A 19,295-nucleotide genomic window follows, 5' to 3' on the forward strand; every position below is an offset into this window, starting at 1 on the left:
CTGTCCGTCTGTCATAGACATTCCGTCCACGGACGGCAAAAGGGACCCGGATTTCTCCGAGCCCCATATAAAAAAGGAAAATACGATTAAGGCTTGTTTATGAAATTACTTTTTGCTGATCTTTACCTTTGTGGTCAGTGTCTCACTTTCCTTGTAAGGACGGAACAGCATGTAAAGAAGGAATGCTACCAGAGCAATTGCAATGATGAATGCGATCACATTGCCGTTTCCGGTAAACATCATACCAAACTGATATACAACGAATGCGATCACATAAGCGAATACGCACTGATATCCGATTGCAAACCAGGTCCACTTAGGGCTGTTCATCTCACGCTTCATGGCACCGATTGCTGCGAAGCAGGGCGCGCATAACAGGTTGAAGATCAGGAAGGAATAGGCGGAAAGCTGCGTAAATTCCATTCTCATGTTAGCCCATACCTGCCAGCCGTTCTCTGCAACCTCATCGAATCCGCCGAAGAGTACGCCGAAGGTACCAACAACATTCTCCTTTGCGATGAGACCGGTGATGGAAGCAACCGCTGCTTTCCAGAAACCCCAGCCCAAAGGTGCAAAGATCCAGGCGATGCAACGGCCGATGGCTGCTAAAATACTCTGCTCCATATCTACCATGCCGAAGCTGCCATCAGCCCAGCCGAAGTTGGAGGTGAACCAAACCAGAATGGTTGCAAGAAGGATGATGGTGCCGGCCTTCTTAATAAAGGACCAGCCACGCTCCCACATGGAACGAAGAACGTTGCCAACGGTCGGCCAGTGGTATGCAGGAAGCTCCATAACGAAGGGAGCAGGATCACCGGCAAACATCTTTGTTTTCTTTAACATGATACCGGAAACAATGATCGCAGCGATTCCGATGAAGTATGCACTGGGGGATACCCACCATGCACCGCCGAACATAGCGCCTGCGATCAGGGCAATGATCGGAAGCTTTGCGCCGCAGGGGATGAAGGTTGTCGTCATAACGGTCATCTTACGGTCACGGTCATTTTCAATCGTTCTGGAAGCCATGATTCCGGGAACGCCGCAGCCGGTACCGATCAGCATCGGGATAAAGGACTTACCGGAAAGGCCGAACTTACGGAAGATACGATCCATAACGAATGCGATACGGGCCATGTATCCGCAGCTCTCCAGGAATGCCAGGAACAGGAACAGGACTAACATCTGAGGTACGAAGCCTAAGACAGCGCCGACACCGGCAACGATACCGTCAAGGATCAGACCCTTTAACCAGTCTGCACAGCCGGCCTTATCCAGACCGCTCTCGATCAGTCCGGGGATACCGGGAACCCATACGCCGTAATCTGCGTTGTCGGGCTCTTCATGCGTCAGAGCTTCTTCATAAGTATCATAATCAACCGGCAGCTCTTCGGTTACATTTCCGTCATCATCATACAGATAAGCGGTTGTGGTAACCTCCTTTGCTGCATCGGTAAGAACGGTTTCCTCATCCGTGGAAGCAGCTTCATCCACAGCACCCGCTTCGTCACATGCATCCAGGAATGCATCGATCTCTGCGCCGTAAGGCTCATATTCCTCTGCTGCTTCTTCATAAGCGCTTCTGCCGATTCCGAACAGATACCAGCCATCGCCGAACACACCGTCATTCGCCCAGTCTGTAGCAATGGTACCGACAGTGGACACCGATACATAGTAAACAATGAACATAACGATCGCAAAAATCGGCAGAGCCAGCCAGCGGTTGGTTACGACCTTATCGATCTTATCCGAGGTGGAAAGCTTTCCGGCGCTCTTCTTCTTATAGCAGCTCTTTATGATGGAAGCGATATAGATATAACGCTCGTTGGTGATGATACTCTCGGCATCATCGTCCATCTCTTTCTCTGCTGCCTTGATATCGTCTTCTACATGAGCCAGGGTTGCCTTATCAATCTTTAACTGCTCCAGCACCTTCTGGTCACGCTCAAATACCTTAATGGCATACCAGCGCTGCTGCTCTTCCGGCATGTTATGTACAACGGCTTCCTCGATATGAGCCAGTGCATGTTCCACCACGCCTGCGAATTTGTGCATGGGGATTGTCTTCGTACCCTGGGCAGCCTTGACCGCTTCCTCTGCTGCTTCCATGATACCGGTTCCCTTTAATGCGGAGATCTCCACGACCTTACAGCCAAGCTGTCTTCCCAGCTCTTCCGTGTTGATCTTATCACCGTTCTTCTTTACAACATCCATCATGTTAACTGCAACAACAACCGGAATTCCAAGCTCGGTAAGCTGTGTCGTCAGATACAGGTTCCGCTCCAGGTTGGTTCCGTCAATGATGTTTAAGATTGCATCAGGACGTTCTGTGATCAGATAGTTTCTTGCAACAACTTCCTCCAGGGTGTACGGAGAAAGCGAATAAATACCGGGAAGATCCATGATGGTAACATCATTATGCTTCTTCAGCTTCCCTTCCTTTTTCTCTACGGTTACGCCGGGCCAGTTACCAACAAACTGATTGGATCCGGTCAACGCATTGAACAGAGTCGTTTTACCGCAGTTGGGGTTACCCGCCAGGGCAATTTTGATACTCATAGTTCTTCGTCCTTTCCTTGAATTAGTCTCCTCTAATCATACTTCTGAAAAAACAGCTCATTTCTGAGCGTTTTTCTAGTTGATCTCTATCATCTCGGCATCTGCTTTTCTCAAAGACAGCTCATATCCTCTCACCGTTACCTCAATGGGATCTCCGAGAGGTGCTACCTTCCGTACATGGATCTCCACACCGCGTGTGATTCCCATGTCCATGATTCTGCGTTTCACCGCGCCTTCACCGTGGAGCTTCACTACGGTTACGGTGTCGCCGATCTTTGCCTGTCTCAACGTCTTCATACCATAATCCTCCTGTTAGTCTGCACTGGCCTGCACCATGATCTTACCTGCCATCTCCCGGCTGATCGCTATGCGGGATTCCTTTACGTTCACGATCAGATTTCCTCCGATGGTGGAAATCACAGTCACAAATCCACCGGAAACAAATCCCAGGTTCTCCAGATGGGTCCGTACCCCTGAATTTCCACCCACCTTGTGGATCATCTGCTCTTCTCCGATGGGTGCGAATGTCAACGGCATCATAATTTTCCCTCTCTTTCGTCCGGCACGGCAAACTGCCGCCGTAATCTCACTGCCATGTCCGCTTCTCCGAGAGATAGTGGACGCTAACCAGCGATTTAAAATATTGGGTTAGAAACTTCTAACCCAACCAACTGCAATGTTAGCATGCTCTAACCTCTTTGTCAATAACTTTTTTCATTTTCTCAATATTTTTTTGCCGGCAGCAAATTCCGGTCACGATGCTTCAATCCTTCGGCGTCTTCTTCAGTGTCTCCTCCAGTTCCCGCACTGCCGTCCCGATCTCCGGCGAGAAATCCAGATACCATTCTGTACTCTCTTTTATATAGTTTCGTTTAAATTTCTCGCTGCACGCAGAAGCGCTTTTCAGGTTATGAAGCCGGTCTGCCGCTTTCACCGCCCGCGCCATGGGATTTTTCTTAATCCCGGCGATGTAATCCGCCATCACATAGCCCGGCCGCTTTGTCAAAAGCCGCACGGCCTCCAGTACCTCGCGGCCTCCAAGTGCTTCAATCTCCGTCTCAGACGCATCGGTGTCCTCCAGAAGGTCATGAAACAGGCCGGTGATCTGATAGTCCACATCATAGCCCTGTGCACGCAGAGCCGCCGCCACCGCCTCCGGGTGGGTCATATAAGGCTTTCCGCCAATCCGATACTGTCCCGCATGCTTCTTCGCCGCATACTCATACGCCCTCTGATACCGCTCCTGATCCGTCATGACATTCCTTTCCGGACTGTGTATTCCACCCCGTCCGCCTGTGTGTATTTTTGTTCAGTATATCATAAAACTAACGGAAAGGACAGCGGCTCCGGATTGAAAACGAGGCGTTAGCTCGATTCCGCTTCGCTCCATCTCGCTATCGGCCGTCGCCCCGTTTCAATCTGATATAGCCACGAGACGTTAGCTCGATTCCGCTTTGCTTCATCTCGCTATCGGCCGTCGCTCCGTTTCAATCTGATATAGCCACGAGGCGTTAGCTCGATTCCGCTTCGCTTCATCTCGCTATCAGCCGTCGCTCCGTTTCAATCTGATATAGCCACGAGGCGTTAGCTCGATTCCGCTTCGCTCCATCTCGCTATCGGCCGTCGCTCCGTTTCAATCTGATATAGCCACGAGACGTTAGCTCGATTCCGCTTCGCTCCATCTCGCTATCGGCCGTCGCCTTATAGAAATAAAAAAGGAAGCCCGCAGGCGAGTAAACTCGCCGGGGCTTTCTTTTTTATTTCTGCACGTCTCGTGGCTATATTACATCATTCCCATACCGGGGTTTGCTGCGGGCATGGCGGGTGTATCTTCTTTGATGTTTGCTACTACGGATTCGGTGGTTAAGAGGGTTGCTGCTACGCTGGTTGCGTTCTGCAGTGCGCTTCTGGTTACCTTAGCGGGATCTACGATACCTGCGGGGATCATTTCTACATATTCCTCATTCAGTGCATCGAAGCCGAATCCGGGCTTGGATTCTTTTACCTTGTTTACGATTACGGAGCCTTCCAGGCCGGCATTTGCTGCGATCCGATACAGAGGAGCTTCCAGAGCCTTCAGTACCAGCTTTGCACCGGTCTTCTCGTCACCTTCCAGGCCGGCAACCAGCTTCTCAACTTCTTTTGCTACATGAATGTAAGCAGAACCGCCGCCACAGATGATACCCTCTTCTACAGCTGCTCTTGTTGCCGCCAGTGCGTCTTCCATACGAAGCTTTGCTTCCTTCATCTCGGTCTCAGTTGCAGCACCGACACGGATTACTGCTACGCCGCCGGAAAGCTTTGCAAGACGCTCCTGAAGCTTTTCTTTATCAAATTCAGAGGTTGTTTCCTCGATCTGAGCCTTGATCTGGCTGATACGATCTTTGATTGCCTTGCCGTCACCCTTGCCATCAGCGATAATGGTAGATTCCTTCTGAACCTTAACAGACTTTGCACGACCAAGCTGATCCAGAGTTGCATCCTTCAGTTCCAGACCAACCTCTTCAGAGATCACGGTACCACCTGTCAGGATTGCGATATCCTTTAACATCTCTTTTCTTCTGTCGCCGTAGCCGGGCGCCTTTACGCCTACTACGCTGAAGGTTCCTCTTAACTTGTTCACGATCAGAGTAGTCAGAGCCTCGCCCTCGATATCCTCAGCGATGATCAGAAGCTTTGCGCCGCTCTGTACAACCTGCTCCAGAAGAGGCAGGATTTCCTGAATGTTGCTGATCTTCTTATCGGTGATCAGGATATAAGGATTATCCAGCTCTGCACACATCTTCTCCATATCGGTGCACATATATGCGGAAAGGTATCCTCTGTCAAACTGCATACCTTCTACCAGATCCAGTTCGGTCTTCATGGTCTTGGATTCCTCGATGGTGATAACACCGTCCTTGGAAACCTTCTCCATGGCATCTGCAACCATCTCACCAACGCTGTCATCGCCGGCAGAGATTGCCGCAACTCTTGCGATCTGCTCCTTGCCTGTGATCGGCTCGCTCATTGCTGCGATTGCTTCAACAGCCTTATCGGTTGCCTTCTTCATACCCTTTCTCAGGATAATGGGGTTTGCACCTGCTTCCAGGTTCCTTACACCCTCATGTACCATTGCCTGAGCCAGTACGGTTGCAGTTGTGGTGCCGTCACCGGCAACATCGTTGGTCTTGGAAGCAACTTCCTTGATCAGCTGTGCGCCCATATTCTCAAATGCGTCTTCCAGCTCGATCTCCTTTGCAATGGTAACACCATCATTGGTGATCAGGGGAGTTCCGAAGGACTTATCCAGAACAACGTTTCTTCCTTTCGGTCCAAGGGTTACTCTTACCGTATCTGCCAACTTATTTACACCGGCTTCCAGGGCCTTTCTGGCCTCTGTACCAAACTTAATTTCCTTTGCCATGATCTCTCAGTCTCCTTTTCTTATTTTACAATTGCCAGAATGTCGCTCTGCTTTACGACAACATATTCTTCATCGTCCAGCTTTACTTCTGTTCCTGCATATTTGGAATAGATGACCTGATCGCCGACTGCAACTTCCATCTTTACTTCATCGGTTCCGGGGCCAACTGCGATAACTTCTGCCTGCTGGGGCTTCTCCTTTGCTGCACCGGGGAGAACGATTCCGGATTTTGTAGTTTCTTCTGCTTCAACCTGTTTTAATACGACTCTGTCGCCTAAAGGTACTAATTTCATGATTTATTCCTCCTTCTTGATTTGCTAGCACTCACTTGGTTTGAGTGCTAACCAACTGTCACTATACTATAAGATTTACCCTCAAAATGCAACACCGCCCTCCGTCCTGTTTTTGTCTATTTCATTCTATTATCTCTTGTTTTCTCTTGTTTTCTTCTGTTATTTTGTTTTTTCTTATTTTTCAATGCAGAAGCTTCATTTTCTTTTACATTTTTTCGAAACTGTCCTCTTTTCAAAAGACACAAAAAGGATTATAATAAGTCGAAATCTTATGGAACAGAAAGGAGACCGAGTAATGCGGAAACATATATTTGGAAAGCTTGCTGCCGCAGCAGTCGTTGTCGGAGGGACAGCTGCCGCTGTTTCCCGTCTGTTAAAGCTTCGTGAGGCACGGGAACAGGGATGTGATGAATGTGATGAAGATGAGTTTGATCATGAGGCTTTTTCCGGAAAAACGGAACGTACTTATGTTCCGTTGACACCAAAGGCAACAGCAGACCAGGACACTCCGGAAACAGACTCCGAAGAAGAAGCGGTGGAAGATCTTTTAAACGAAAGTGAAACTGCGGAAGCGGTCGAGGACTGATCTCCCCGCATTCCATCCAATCTCAAAGACCTCCTATTGCCCCTGAAAAACCAGGAGCAGTAAGAGGTCTTTTTATCGCCTGAGATCCACGGATCTCCAGATGTTTTCTTCCTTATTTCGGCAGCTTGAAGGAGCTCTTCAGGGAGACGATCCGGTTAAATACCGGCTTTCCAGGCTCGGAATCCTTGCTGTCCACGCAGAAATAACCGTTTCTCACGAACTGGAAGCTGTCATATGCCTTAGCCTCAGCCAGACCGGGCTCCAGACGGCAGTCCTTTAATACCGTGAGGGAATTGGGATTCAGATTCAGGCTTCCGTCCTCCTCATTATAAACACCCTTTTCTTCATCTACGATATTCTCATAAAGACGAACCTCGGCGGGAACCGCATGACGGGCAGATACCCAATGGATCGTTCCTTTGACCTTTCTTCCGGTGAAGCCGTTTCCGCTTCTGGTCTCCGGATCATAGGTGCAGTGAATCTCGGTCACATTTCCGTTTTCGTCCTTCACCACATCAGTACAGGTTACAAAGTATGCATTCATGAGGCGTACTTCATTTCCGGGGAACAGACGGAAATATTTCTTCACAGGAACCTCCATGAAGTCCTCCTGCTCCACATAAAGCTCTTTGCAGAACGGAACCGTTCTGGAACCAAGCTCCGGATTCTCCTGGTTGTTCTGTACTTCCATGTACTCCACCTGATCCTCCGGATAGTTGTCGATTACCAGCTTTAACGGATGAAGCACTGCCATCATTCTGGGCTTCTTTAACTTCAGATCCTCGCGGATACAGTACTCCAGCATGGGCATTTCACAAACTGCATTGCTCTTGGAGATACCGGCCATCTCCACAAACATCTTGATTGCCTCCGGTGTATAACCGCGGCGGCGCAGACCGCTGATGGAAACCAGTCTGGGATCATCCCAGCCGTCCACAATGCCTTCCTCCACCAGTTTCTTGATATAACGCTTTCCGGTCACCACATTTTTCAGATACAGCTTTGCAAACTCGATCTGCTTCGGCGGATTCTCAAACTCACATTCCTTTACAACCCAGTCGTACAGCGGTCTGTGATCCTCAAACTCCAGGGTACAGATCGAATGGGTCACATGCTCCACGGCATCCTCGATGGGGTGGGCAAAATCATACATGGGATAAATGCACCAGGTATCACCGGTGTTATGATGGCTCATATGGGCCACACGGTAGATAACCGGGTCACGCATATTAATATTGGGAGATGCCATATCGATCTTGGCACGGAGCACCTTTTCCCCGTCCTTATAAACGCCGTTTTTCATATTTTCAAACAGCTCCAGATTTTCCTCCACGGAGCGGTCACGGTAAGGGCTGTTCTTTCCGGGCTCCTTTAAGGTACCGCGGTACTCACGGATCTCATCGGCAGTCAGGTCGCAGACAAACGCCTTTCCCTTCTTAATAAGCTTTACGGCACACTCATACATGGTCTCAAAATAGTTGGAGGCAAAGAACAGACGGTCCTCCCAGTCAGCGCCGAGCCATGCCACATCCTCTTTAATAGAATCCACAAACTCGGATTTTTCCTTTGTGGGATTGGTGTCATCAAACCGGAGATTGAATTTTCCGTTGTATTTCTTGGCAAGTCCGTAATTCAGAAGAATGGACTTCGCATGCCCGATATGGAGATACCCGTTGGGCTCAGGTGGAAACCGGGTCTGGACATGGTCATACACGCCCTCTGCCAGGTCCTTATCTATGATCTGTTCGATAAAGTTTTTTGTTTCGTTTTCCATATAAGCCTCCTGCGGTCTGTATTTTAACGAATCCCGCCCTCGCCGGCGAAATCCAAGATTCTTTTATCATATCACAGAATCCTCATTTGTAAAACCCCAATTTCCGAACTGCCCTCTTACTTTAAAAATGCCCGGAATGCCAGATAGTTTTCATAAAGGTCTGCCTTGGAAACCACCTCATAGGGGGAATGCATGGAAATCACCGGCACACCGAGATCCACAGTATCAATGTTATACCTGGCGATATATTTGGCGATGGTTCCGCCTCCGCCAAAATCGACTTTTCCCAGTTCTCCGGTCTGCCAGATCACTCCGTTTTCGTCAAAGATCCGGCGCAGGAAACCGATGTACTCGGCACTGGCATCGTTGGAGCCGCTTTTTCCTCTTGCTCCGGTAAATTTCATCATTCCGGCGCCGCAGGAGAGATACACTGCATTGGTCTTTTCGCAGACATCGGGATAATTGGGATCATAGGCCGCCGTCACATCCGCGGAAATACATTTGGAATGTGCCCGAACCACCGACGACGGAACACCGAAGCTGTCGGACAGCGCCTCCATCAGATCCAGAAACAGTATGCTCTGCATTCCGGTGGTTCCCTCGCTTCCGATTTCCTCTTTATCCGCCAGGATCACCATAGTGGTATGGACATCAGAAGACTCCTCGAACAGTGCCCGCACCGCCGCATAGGAGCAGACACGGTCGTCCTGTCCATAGCTTCCCACCAGTGCCCGGTCAAAGCCCACATCACAGGCCTTGAACGCCGGGACAAGGGAAAGCTCGGCACTCATAAAATCCGCCTCTGTGATTCCGTATGTATCAGAAAGAATCCGGAGAAGCTGTTCCTTCACGGTCTTTTTGTCCTCCTCAGAAGCTGCCGTAAAGGGAATGTTTCCAAACCAGATATTCAGATCCTCCCCCTCGATGGCCTGTCCCAGAGGCTTCTGGTTCTGCTTTGCTGCCAGATGCGGAAGCAGGTCGCTGATATAAAACACCGGATCCCCGGTCTGTTCTCCGACACACACGTTTACCACAGAGCCGTCCTTTCGAGCGACCACCCCATGGAGTGCCAGAGGCATGGCTGCCCACTGATATTTCCGAAGCCCGCCGTAATAATGGGTCTTTCCAAATGCGATGCCCTCTTTCTCATAAAGCGGAAGCTGCTTTAAATCGATCCTGGGACTGTCGATATGAGATGCCACGATCCGAACCCCGTTCTCCGCCAGGTTCTCCGTACCGACCCGGATCAAATACAGGTTCTTTCCGCGGTTATTGTAATATACCTTGTCGCCGGAGCGGAGCTTTTTTCCGAATGTAAATGGAACATATCCCTGCGCTTCCGCCTCTTTTATCACCTCGGCACAGGCCTCCCGTTCCGTTTTTGCCAGATCCAGAAAGGTCTTGTATCCCTCTGCAAAAGAAAAAATCTCTCTTTTTAACGCTTCGTCTGCCGCCTCATAGACGTTGGTCCGCTGATATGCTAATGTTTCTGTCTGTTCACTCATTTTCTGTTTCTTCCTCCTGCTGTTTATCGGTCTGTTTCTACTTCCTGTATCGTTTTCCCCTCTTCTGTATCAGAATTTTTCACTTTCATTGACACTGCTCTGCTCCCATGATACACTCTCTGTAAATATCAGGAAAGAGGGATTTTATGAATTTTCAGGAATTTGTACTGCTGACCAGCATGCTTGTGATCATCTTTTTTCTGTTTTCCATGGCAGGCTGGCTCATCGAAGTAACGCTCAAGTATATCCAGTTCCACCGGTTTATCAACCGCGGCTTCTTCATCGGTCCCTACTGCCCCATCTACGGCTGGGGTGCTGTCGCCGTTACAGTTCTGGTCGGAGGCATGATCGGACGCCACGGAACCATCGGGGAAACCTTTTTAGCCGGTATGTTTGTCTGCGGTGTTCTGGAATATTTCACAAGCTGGTACATGGAAAAGCTGTTCCATGCCCGCTGGTGGGATTACAGCCAGAAGCCCATGAACCTCCACGGCCGGATCTGGATCGGCAATCTTGTGCTGTTCGGTGCCGGTTCTGTGGTGATCGTCAAATGGATCGATCCGGTGCTCTTCCGTATTCTGGGCGGCTGGACCCCGCTTGCGGTAAAGCTGACCGCGCTTCTGATCCTGCTTCTGCTGCTCGCCGACGGAATCATCTCCCATTATCTCATGGGGATTGTCGGAAAGGAATTCAATACTCAGTCCGGTGACAATACCGAAGAGATCAGTAAAAAAGTTCATGCACTCCTAAAAGAAAAAGGGTATTTCCTGCGTCGTATCCATGATGCCTACCCTGCTGCCCAGGCCCGCTCCAGCCGGATGATCCGAGAATGGAAGGCAGCAAAGAAGAAATTTAAAGAAGCTTCCCAGACCTGGAAAGCAGAGAAGAGTAAGGCTGCGAAAGAAGCAAGGCTGAAAGCTCAGACTGAGCTTCGCCGGATTGAAGAAAAGCTGTTCCCGCCTCATTCTGAATCTCTGTGAACCAAACCCTCCCTATGAAATGGGAAAGAAAACAGCAGTCGCCGTGGCTGCTGTTTTTTTACTGCTTTCCAGCACTGCCTCCGCGCAGAGATTTACCAGGCTTCTGCCCACCTTAACAGCCCGTGCCGTCACCAGAAGCCGTTCCCCCACCGGAACTGTTGCAAGATAGTTGATCGTCATGGATACCGTCGGAGTCCGCAGCGTTCCGCTCAGATAACGAACCAGGATCCCACAGGTTGAATCGATTGCCGTGGCAATCAGTCCACCATGCATAGTGCCAATGGGATTCTGTTCCCATTCCTCCACCTCATAAGAAAGAGTGATCCACCGTTCCTTCTCACTGCAGGCCACAAAAGACTTTTTCATCATCTCATGGATTCTGGGCGGATCATTTCTTTCCTCAACGGCCATACGGATCCCATATTCCATGGCTTTCTGTCGTTCCTGTTCACTGGCATTCTCCGTCAGATTCTTCTTTTTTTCCAGTATTTCTAAGTAATCCATTCCGCTCTCTCCTGTATTTTTACCGACTGCGCCTGTGCCCGCACTTCAGGCAGAAGCACGATCTTCTGCTTCTGATGTCTCCCATGCTGTCCTTGTATGTCCGGCTCTCAGGCCTGCTTCCGGAAAACAAGAAGTTTACTGAGTACATAGTTTCCGACCGTCACTACCACCTGGCTCACCAGCTTTGCTATTTTATCGTTTCCGTGAAGCACGGTCACCAGCAGCCACATGACTGCCATATCCATCAAGAGCGTTGCCACACGGGAACCGACAAACCGTGCGGCTTCTCCAAGTTTATTCTGATTTTTGCTTTTAAATACGAATGTTCGGTTTGTCACATAAGCAAACGCAACTGCTCCGATCCAGGAAAGGATATTGGCAATCTGGAGCTCCAGCGCATGGTTCGGATTCAGAAAGGTCAAAACGCTGCCGTAATAGATGAAAAGGCTTACCACCGTAGTCAATACTCCCACGATCAGATAATTGATCAGCTCTTCGTATTTTTTATACAGATTTTTACAGGTATTCCACATTTTATTTTTTTCCTTTCCGATAAAACTGGGCACTCCGTTCATAAAATGTACGGATCTGGCTGCTGTTGCTTAACCGGATCACATTTTCTGTCCGCCGCGTCACAAAGTCCGTCAGCTTTTTCATATATTCGTCCCCGGTAATACTGCCCTCTGCCACATAAGTAAGCCCTTTTTCCCAGCTTGCCGTCAGCTCCGGATTGAGAAGCGGACGGATTGAGACATAAACTGCGTCATGGATTACCTCTCCCAGCAGCGTCGGTGTGATTACCTGGGTTTTCTTATTCAGCGCCAGATATTTATTGTTCACCAGCTTCTTTAAGATCTCTGCTCTCGTGGCACTGGTTCCGATCCCGCTGCCCTTGATCTGCGCACGGAGCTCCTCATCTTCAATAAGCTGTCCGGCATTCTCCATGGCAAGAATCATGGTTCCGGAGGTATAACGCTTCGGCGGTGAGGTCTCCCCTTCTTTGATCCCGATCTCCGAGACCGGCAGCCGCATTTCCTTTTTCAGCTTTCCAATGGCCTCCAGAAACACCGGATCACTGATGTCCGCCACCTGGTCGTCTCCGTCTTTTTCCGGTTTATCCGGATTATCCCCGGAATCATTGCTGTTCTTTGTCTTTTTTCCGCCCCCGTTCACTCTAAGCCAGCCTTCCTCCATCAGGACACGAAAACCAGCAGTAAACCGCTCGCCGCGGATTTCCAGTCCCAGAGATACCTTCTGATAGACGGCCGGCGGGAAAAAGATACTTAAAAACCGACGCACGATCACCTCATAGACACGCACGGAAATCTGGGACAGATTTTTTAATGTCCCGATTCCCTGTCCGGTCGGAATAATCGCATAATGGTCGGTGATCTGTTTATCATTGACATACCGGGTTTTAGCAATTCCACGATAGGTTCCGTCCTCCAGGATCCTGGAAACAAAGCCTGCCACACCCGGAATGGCTGAAAGCCCCCTTATATTCTTCTGGATCTCCTTCGCCACCGCTGTGGAAAGCACTCTGGCATCAGTTCGCGGATATGTAACCAGTTTCTTTTCATACAGCTCCTGAACAACCCTTAAGGTCTCGTCCGGGCTCAGCTTGAACCGTCTGGAACAGGTATTCTGAAGCTCCGCCAGATTAAATAACAGCGGAGGATTCTTCTTTTCCTTTTTCTTCTCCACCGAAACGATCCGCGCCTCAACCGGCTTCTCTTCCATCAGCCAGGAAACAAATTCCTCCGCCCTTTCCCGCTCCAGAAATCCGTTATCCTTATAAAGATAAGGCGCCATGTAATGACGGCTGCCTTCAACCGCATGCCACTCCGCATCAAAGGACTTTCCCTCGCAGGATACAGTGGCCATCACACGAAAAAAAGGAGTTTTTACAAAATTCCGGATCTCCCGCTCACGCCGGACCACCATACCCAGCACGCAGGTCATGACCCGTCCCACACTAACCACGGTACGATCTGATTTCATGCAGGCAGAAATGGCATTTCCATATTTCAGCGTCAGCAGTCTGGAAAAATTGATCCCCATAAGATAATCTTCCTTTGCCCGCAGATATGCCGATTCCGCCAGATTGTCATAGGCGCTCAAATCCTTCGCGGTACGGATCCCCTTTAAGATCTCCTCCTCCGTCTGAGAATCGATCCAGACCCGCAGACGTTTCTTTCCTTTTACTCCGGCCTCCTGTTCCACCAGACGATAAATATATTCTCCCTCCCGCCCGGAGTCGGTACAGACATAGATTGTTTCCACATCATTTCTGGTCAGCAGCCGCTTCACAATCCCGAACTGCTTTTTCACACCGGAGATCACTTCATACTTAAAGATATCGGGAATAAACGGCAGCGTTTCAAGGCTCCACCGCTTGTACTTACTGTCATAGACCTCCGGATAGCTCATGGTCACCAGATGACCGACGCACCAGGTTACAATCGCTTCTTCTGATTCCAGATAGCCGTCACCGCGTTTCCCGCCAAGCTTCAGCGCCTTGGCAAATTCCTGAGCCACACTGGGCTTCTCTGCTATGTAAAGTGCCTTTCCCATAAACCTGTCTTTCCTCCAATGGTCTTTATCATATCATAGACTTTTGCATTTCGCAAGCAAGTTTTTAGAACATATGTTTGCATTTTATATAATTATGTGCTATACTGTTTTTATCCAACAGAACATGGAAAGGAGGCGTTTCATGAACACCAACCCGCTTATTTTTCATATCGATGTGAACTCTGCTTATTTAAGCTGGACTGCCGTTCATGAGCTGGAGCTCGGACGGACTGAGGATATCCGCCTGGTTCCCTCTGCCATCGGCGGAAACAGGGAGACCCGCCACGGAGTCATTCTCGCCAAGTCTCCATCCGCAAAGGCCTGCGGCATCCGTACCGGTGAACCTGTGGTCACTGCTCTGAAAAAGTGTCCTTCCCTCCAGCTCTTCCCGCCGGACTTTGAACTGTACGATAAAAATTCCAGAGCGTTTCTTTCCATTTTAAGGACCTACAGCCCCCATGTGGAACCGTTTTCCATTGATGAGGCGTTTATGGATATGAGCGGAACTGAACTACTTTACGGATCCTCCCTGAACGCCGCCAAACAGATCCGGGATCAGATCTTCTCGGAGCTTGGCTTTACCGTCAATATCGGTATTGCCGAGAACCGCCTTCTCGCCAAAATGGCCAGTGACTTTGAAAAGCCCGGAAAGATCCATACCCTATTTCCCCCGGAGATCCGAACAAAGATGTGGCCTCTTCCGGTCACTGATCTGTTTATGGTGGGGCGGTCTGCCGCAGAAACGCTGCATGCGCTCGGAATCCATACCATCGGCGAGCTGGCCTCCTCCAACCCGGCCACCCTTCGTGCCCATCTGAAAAAACAGGGGGAAATTCTCTGGAAATATGCCAACGGACAGGATGACGGTCTCTTCGACCGTGACACCAAAGACCGGGAAATCGGGAATTCCACCACACTCCCCGATGATATTGACTCCTCCGATGCCGCAAAGAAAATCCTTCTGGCTCTCTGTGAAACCGTATGTACAAGGCTGCGCCATCAGAACCTGCGGGCAGCCTGCGTTTCCGTACAGATCACCGACTGTAATTTTATCCGCCGCAGCCACCAGAAAGCGCTTCCGGTTCTTACCAATATCACCGGTGAACTTTACAGTGCCGTCTGCGCTTTATTTGATGAACTGTGGAACGGAACTCCCATTCGGCTTCTCGGTGTCCAGACCAGCAAAACAGCTTCGGAATCCTACCGTCAGTTCAGCCTGTTTGATTCCGGGAAAGCAGAAAAACTGGAAAAACTGGATTCCTGTGTCGATGAAATCCGAAAAAAATTCGGAGATGATTCCATCAAACGTGCCAGCTTTTTGAACGGTCAGACCCGTCACATGATCGGAAAACAAACAGGAGCGAAAAAACACGATTGATTCCGTTCAGGAGGTTAAATATGCCCGCATGGTGCGCAGTGCGCTTTTTTCCAGCCGGCTTACCTGTGCCTGGGAAATAGCGATCTCTCTGGCCACCTCCATCTGGGTTCTTCCCTCATAAAACCGAAGATGAATGATATGACGCTCCCGCTCGGGAAGTCGTTTTAAAGCTTCACCCAGCGAGATTTCTTCCACCCACTTTTCCTCCCGGTTTTTCTTGTCACTGATCTGATCCATCACATAAAGCGTATCTCCTCCATCGGTATAAATGGGTTCATAAAGGCTTACCGGACTTTGTATGGCATCCAGCGCATATACAATCTCCTCCCTGCTCATACCCACCTCCTCCGCGATCTCCATAATGGTCGGCTCCTTTTCGTTCTTCCGCAGAAGAAGCTCCCTGGCATAAATCGCCTTATAAGCTGTATCCCGCAGGGAACGGCTAACCCGCAGCGGACTTCCCGAATCTCGCAGATAGCGGCGGATCTCCCCGATGATCATGGGAACCGCATAGGTGGAAAACTTTACCATCATATCCGGATTGAAATTATCGATGGCCTTCATAAGCCCGATGCACCCAATCTGAAACAAATCGTCAATATTTTCCTGATTCCCGGAAAACCGCTGGATTACACTGAGCACCAGTCGAAGATTTCCTTTGATATAGCGTTCTCTCGCCTCCGGATCTCCCTCCCGGATTTTCTGAAACAGTACCGTCTTTTCCTCCTCTTTCAGGAGTGGAAGCTTTGAAGTATTTACTCCGCAGATCTCCACCTTGTAAACAGCCATACCCGTACCTCCGCGTCATCATTCTGTCGGTTTCATACGCCGGTCTCCGATTTCGGCCAGGTTCCAAGCCTGGTACGATCAATCGTTCCCAAACCGTTGTATCTTATTTGAATCATGCACGTTTTTTTCGGGATTTATGCAGTTGGAGGAATTTTCCTGTCTGACAGCGCAGGCATAAAAAGAACAGCCAAAAGGATTCCTTTTTATCCTTTCAGCTGCTCTTCTGTTTTTCTTGTTTTCCGAATAATGATCCGAGCTTACCGTGACATATTGACTACCTTATCGTCAAGTGCCTCCATTCGCTCATCACTGATTACATACACATTATTTTCTTTGTCATAATCCAGAACCACATCTACATTGATTTTGCTTCCCCTGGTCATAGCAGAAGTCTTTCCTTCCAGCGCTGAGATCACTGCCTCGCCGTAAGCTTCCTCGTATTCCTGCTCACTCAGATCATCCAGTTCTCCGTTTTTTGCCCGGTTATTAAAATCATCTACCGCCGACTGAAAATCCGTCTGCAGGGTTCCGAAAAAGAGAACCGGTTCGATCTCCATGGTAACGGTATACGTATCACCATCCCGAAGCACATCTACCGCCTGATAGCTTGCCTGCCCGTAAACAGTCTTCGCCATAGTAGAAATCCGTTCCGTCAGACCGGCACTGATCATATCCATCTTGATGGAAAGCGCATCGCCGATTTCCTGAGTAAAATCCTGAACATTTAACTCATAGATCTTCTGGGCTTCTTCTTCTGTTGCTCCGGTGATCTCCATATATTTATCGTAGGATCCAAGATAATTCGCGTCCATGATACCGGTCACATATTCTTTATAGGCTTCCTTTCCGCTGGAAGATCCGCCGCTTCCGGAGCCACAGGCTGCAAGTCCCACAATCATTCCGGCAGCCAGTACCACTGCTGCCGCCCGTTTCAGTATCGCAGGTGTTTTCATCTTAAACTGTTCCTCCTGATCTTTTCTCTTTGATTCGCAAAATTTACCCCATATTATAGCACAACTATTGAAATTGTACAATTTCTTTTTTTAACTGATGAATGATCTTCTTTTCCAGCCTGGAAATATAGGATTGGGAAATCCCCATAAGATCTGCTACCTCCTTCTGCGTCATCTCATTTCCATCGGTTCGTCCCAGCCCGTAGCGCAGTGCCACGATCCTTTGTTCCCGTCTCGACAGTTTTGCGATAGCAAGGCGGAGCAGCGATTTTTCCACTTCATCTTCAATCCCGCGGGAGATCACATCCTCTTCCGTTCCAAGAATATCAGACAGCAAAAGCTCATTTCCGTCCCAGTCCACATTAAGCGGCTCATCAATGGACACCTCCAGTCTGGTCTTGCTGTTCCGCCGCAGATACATTAAGATCTCATTTTCAATGCAACGGGAGGCATAGGTTGCAAGCTTGATATTCTTCCCGCTGTTAAAGGTATTGATGGCCTTAATCAGACCGATGGTTCCGATGGAAATCAGATCCTCCACACCAACTCCCGTATTATCAAACCGTTTTGCAATATAAACCACCAGCCGCAGGTTATGTTCGATCAGTGCCGCCTTTGCCTCTTTCTCCTCCGCCGTTCCCAGCCGGGCGATCATCTGCGCTTCCTCCTCCGAAGCCAGCGGTGCCGGAAGCACCTCGCTCCCTCCGATATAATGTACCTCATTTTTTCGGGCAAACAGAATACTCCTCATGCTGGAAATAATTTTTAACTGAAATCTGCTTGGAACTGCAACCCTGATGACCATGTTTCTTCCTCCTCTTTCCTTTCCATGCTGCCATTTCGCTAAAACTGCCCGGCAGGATCAGCTGAAAGCTGCCATCCGATGTCAGTGCTCCCTCTTTTAATCCGATCAGCACCGGCCCCGGCTTTCTGCCAAGTACCGTCCCCTCCTCTGTAAGAAACACCAGCTGATCTGCAATCCGTCCCTCCAGAAGCCCGTTCCCCCCAACAGTCCGATAAGGGATCATCAGAACACCGTCCGATTCGGAAAACAACGAAATGAATGCCTCCCGTTCCCCTACAGACACTGCCAGCCCCGTCGCCGGGTCCGTCAAAAGATTTCCGGTATCCCAAAGTGCCCGAACCGTAACTTCCCGTTCTTTCCTCTGTACCCGTACCAGAACCAGCTTCTGCGTTTCCTCTCTCTGTGCAAGAAAAAAAGAAATTGCCGATTTTCCAAGAAGGACCGCAAAAGCCGTCAGAGCACCAAACAAAAGCAGATCCGCCGCCCCGTCCGTTTCATGAAAAAATCGTTCTGCCATATATCCGATCCCGGTGTGAAACCGTACCAGCGTGAAAGCTCCGCCTAAAAAGATCGATGACAGAAACAGGCTTATCACGGCTCTTGCAAGGAATCGTCTGCTCCTTTGTCCAAAGGCGATCCTGCACAGCAGCGGGCCTGCGATTCCCACGGTAAGGAGGACTCGCCATACTCCGGAAAGCTCCAAAAACGGGATCACACTACTCCAGATTCCTCCGAAGCACGCTGCCAGAAGTAATCGGTGCCTCGCCACCGTTACTCCCATGATCCATGCCGTCAGAATCAGAAGTCCAAGATCTGCCCAGGCGTTTACCGCAAACAACACATCTATGTATAATTTAATTTTCACGGACTTATTATAAAAAATCCTCTCTGCAGAATCTGCCGAAAGGACAGGGCTGTTATAGACTTTTCATTGACCGATTCAGCCGTAAACAGGCAGGATTTTTCATTTCCATGGAAGATCAGACAGAAAAAGACCAGAAAAAAGAAAAATGGTGGGATTTTCGACATGAAATAAAGAAATAGAAAGGTTAAGCTGTGCTGTGGCGGCGACTCTGAATCATTCACAGCCCGCTCAAATTCAAAAAGATCCGGCTTCAGGCAAGTAAACTTGCCATAGATCATCCGTTATATCGAACACATAGTGTCCTGGCTTCGCCAGTCCACACGC

Annotated in this window: 18 protein-coding genes; 3 read left to right on the forward strand and 15 right to left on the reverse strand. The window is 49.4% G+C overall.

Annotated elements, in window-relative coordinates:
• Nucleotides 1-105: 105 nt before the first annotated feature.
• From feoB to ACTQ3K_RS02775, 6 genes are all read right to left on the reverse strand, one after another.
• The gene (gene feoB / locus ACTQ3K_RS02750) at nucleotides 106-2,559 is read right to left on the reverse strand and encodes a ferrous iron transporter B (RefSeq protein ID WP_441565519.1); all 2,454 of its coding nucleotides are present in this window, start codon (nucleotides 2,557-2,559) and stop codon (nucleotides 106-108) included.
• Between the two features lie 75 nt (nucleotides 2,560-2,634).
• Nucleotides 2,635-2,856, reverse strand: coding sequence for a FeoA family protein (locus ACTQ3K_RS02755; protein WP_441565520.1), 222 nt, complete (start codon nucleotides 2,854-2,856; stop codon nucleotides 2,635-2,637).
• Between the two features lie 15 nt (nucleotides 2,857-2,871).
• Nucleotides 2,872-3,099, reverse strand: a complete 228-nt coding sequence (locus tag ACTQ3K_RS02760) for a FeoA family protein (protein ID WP_441565522.1) — start codon at nucleotides 3,097-3,099, stop codon at nucleotides 2,872-2,874.
• Between the two features lie 223 nt (nucleotides 3,100-3,322).
• On the reverse strand, nucleotides 3,323-3,814 hold the full coding sequence (locus tag ACTQ3K_RS02765) for an HD domain-containing protein (protein ID WP_441565524.1): 492 nt from the start codon (nucleotides 3,812-3,814) through the stop codon (nucleotides 3,323-3,325).
• 528 nt (nucleotides 3,815-4,342) lie between these two features.
• Nucleotides 4,343-5,965 (reverse strand): chaperonin GroEL, encoded by a 1,623-nt coding sequence (groL, locus tag ACTQ3K_RS02770; protein ID WP_441565526.1) that lies wholly within the window; start codon nucleotides 5,963-5,965, stop codon nucleotides 4,343-4,345.
• A gap of 20 nt (nucleotides 5,966-5,985) precedes the next feature.
• The gene (locus ACTQ3K_RS02775) at nucleotides 5,986-6,258 is read right to left on the reverse strand and encodes a co-chaperone GroES (RefSeq protein ID WP_441565528.1); all 273 of its coding nucleotides are present in this window, start codon (nucleotides 6,256-6,258) and stop codon (nucleotides 5,986-5,988) included.
• Between the two features lie 295 nt (nucleotides 6,259-6,553).
• On the opposite strand from ACTQ3K_RS02775, the gene ACTQ3K_RS02780 reads away from it, so the two are divergent.
• Nucleotides 6,554-6,844, forward strand: coding sequence for a hypothetical protein (locus ACTQ3K_RS02780; RefSeq protein ID WP_441565530.1), 291 nt, complete (start codon nucleotides 6,554-6,556; stop codon nucleotides 6,842-6,844).
• A 112-nt stretch (nucleotides 6,845-6,956) separates the two neighbouring features.
• On the opposite strand, the gene ACTQ3K_RS02785 is transcribed toward ACTQ3K_RS02780, so the two are convergent.
• Together ACTQ3K_RS02785 and ACTQ3K_RS02790 are read right to left on the reverse strand one after the other, a co-directional pair.
• Nucleotides 6,957-8,618: a glutamine--tRNA ligase/YqeY domain fusion protein gene (locus tag ACTQ3K_RS02785; RefSeq protein ID WP_441565532.1), complete on the reverse strand. Its 1,662-nt coding sequence runs from the start codon at nucleotides 8,616-8,618 to the stop codon at nucleotides 6,957-6,959.
• A 116-nt stretch (nucleotides 8,619-8,734) separates the two neighbouring features.
• Complete coding sequence (locus tag ACTQ3K_RS02790; protein WP_441565534.1) at nucleotides 8,735-10,123, reverse strand: aminopeptidase; 1,389 nt, start codon at nucleotides 10,121-10,123, stop codon at nucleotides 8,735-8,737.
• Between the two features lie 146 nt (nucleotides 10,124-10,269).
• Between ACTQ3K_RS02790 and ACTQ3K_RS02795 the strand changes: the two genes are divergently transcribed.
• Nucleotides 10,270-11,103, forward strand: a complete 834-nt coding sequence (locus tag ACTQ3K_RS02795) for a putative ABC transporter permease (protein ID WP_441565536.1) — start codon at nucleotides 10,270-10,272, stop codon at nucleotides 11,101-11,103.
• Between the two features lie 12 nt (nucleotides 11,104-11,115).
• Here ACTQ3K_RS02795 and ACTQ3K_RS02800 read toward each other — a convergent pair whose 3' ends face one another.
• The 3 genes from ACTQ3K_RS02800 to ACTQ3K_RS02810 form a co-directional block, all read right to left on the reverse strand.
• On the reverse strand, nucleotides 11,116-11,607 hold the full coding sequence (locus ACTQ3K_RS02800) for a PaaI family thioesterase (RefSeq protein WP_441565538.1): 492 nt from the start codon (nucleotides 11,605-11,607) through the stop codon (nucleotides 11,116-11,118).
• A gap of 107 nt (nucleotides 11,608-11,714) precedes the next feature.
• On the reverse strand, nucleotides 11,715-12,140 hold the full coding sequence (locus ACTQ3K_RS02805) for a GtrA family protein (RefSeq protein WP_441565540.1): 426 nt from the start codon (nucleotides 12,138-12,140) through the stop codon (nucleotides 11,715-11,717).
• A 1-nt stretch (nucleotide 12,141) separates the two neighbouring features.
• On the reverse strand, nucleotides 12,142-14,181 hold the full coding sequence (locus ACTQ3K_RS02810) for a DNA topoisomerase (RefSeq protein WP_441565541.1): 2,040 nt from the start codon (nucleotides 14,179-14,181) through the stop codon (nucleotides 12,142-12,144).
• Nucleotides 14,182-14,323: 142 nt separating this feature from the next.
• On the opposite strand from ACTQ3K_RS02810, the gene ACTQ3K_RS02815 reads away from it, so the two are divergent.
• Nucleotides 14,324-15,559 carry a DNA polymerase Y family protein gene (locus tag ACTQ3K_RS02815; protein ID WP_441565543.1) on the forward strand — a complete coding sequence of 412 codons (1,236 nt, stop codon included), beginning with the start codon at nucleotides 14,324-14,326 and terminating at the stop codon, nucleotides 15,557-15,559.
• A 6-nt stretch (nucleotides 15,560-15,565) separates the two neighbouring features.
• Here the strand turns inward: ACTQ3K_RS02815 and sigG are convergent, their stop codons facing one another.
• From sigG to ACTQ3K_RS02835, 4 genes are all read right to left on the reverse strand, one after another.
• The gene (gene sigG, locus ACTQ3K_RS02820; protein ID WP_441565545.1) at nucleotides 15,566-16,348 is read right to left on the reverse strand and encodes an RNA polymerase sporulation sigma factor SigG; all 783 of its coding nucleotides are present in this window, start codon (nucleotides 16,346-16,348) and stop codon (nucleotides 15,566-15,568) included.
• Between the two features lie 257 nt (nucleotides 16,349-16,605).
• The gene (locus tag ACTQ3K_RS02825) at nucleotides 16,606-17,301 is read right to left on the reverse strand and encodes a hypothetical protein (RefSeq protein WP_441565547.1); all 696 of its coding nucleotides are present in this window, start codon (nucleotides 17,299-17,301) and stop codon (nucleotides 16,606-16,608) included.
• Nucleotides 17,302-17,365: 64 nt separating this feature from the next.
• A complete protein-coding gene (sigE, locus tag ACTQ3K_RS02830) occupies nucleotides 17,366-18,106 on the reverse strand; it encodes an RNA polymerase sporulation sigma factor SigE (RefSeq protein WP_441565549.1) in 741 nt (246 codons plus the stop codon).
• Complete coding sequence (locus tag ACTQ3K_RS02835; RefSeq protein ID WP_441565551.1) at nucleotides 18,021-18,971, reverse strand: sigma-E processing peptidase SpoIIGA; 951 nt, start codon at nucleotides 18,969-18,971, stop codon at nucleotides 18,021-18,023. The genes sigE and ACTQ3K_RS02835 overlap by 86 nt, the downstream gene beginning before the upstream one ends.
• Between the last annotated feature and the right edge of the window lie 324 nt (nucleotides 18,972-19,295).

The sequence above is a fragment of the Candidatus Paralachnospira sp. LCP21S3_A2 genome, from assembly GCF_052118925.1.
Taxonomy (GTDB): domain Bacteria; phylum Bacillota; class Clostridia; order Lachnospirales; family Lachnospiraceae; genus Lientehia.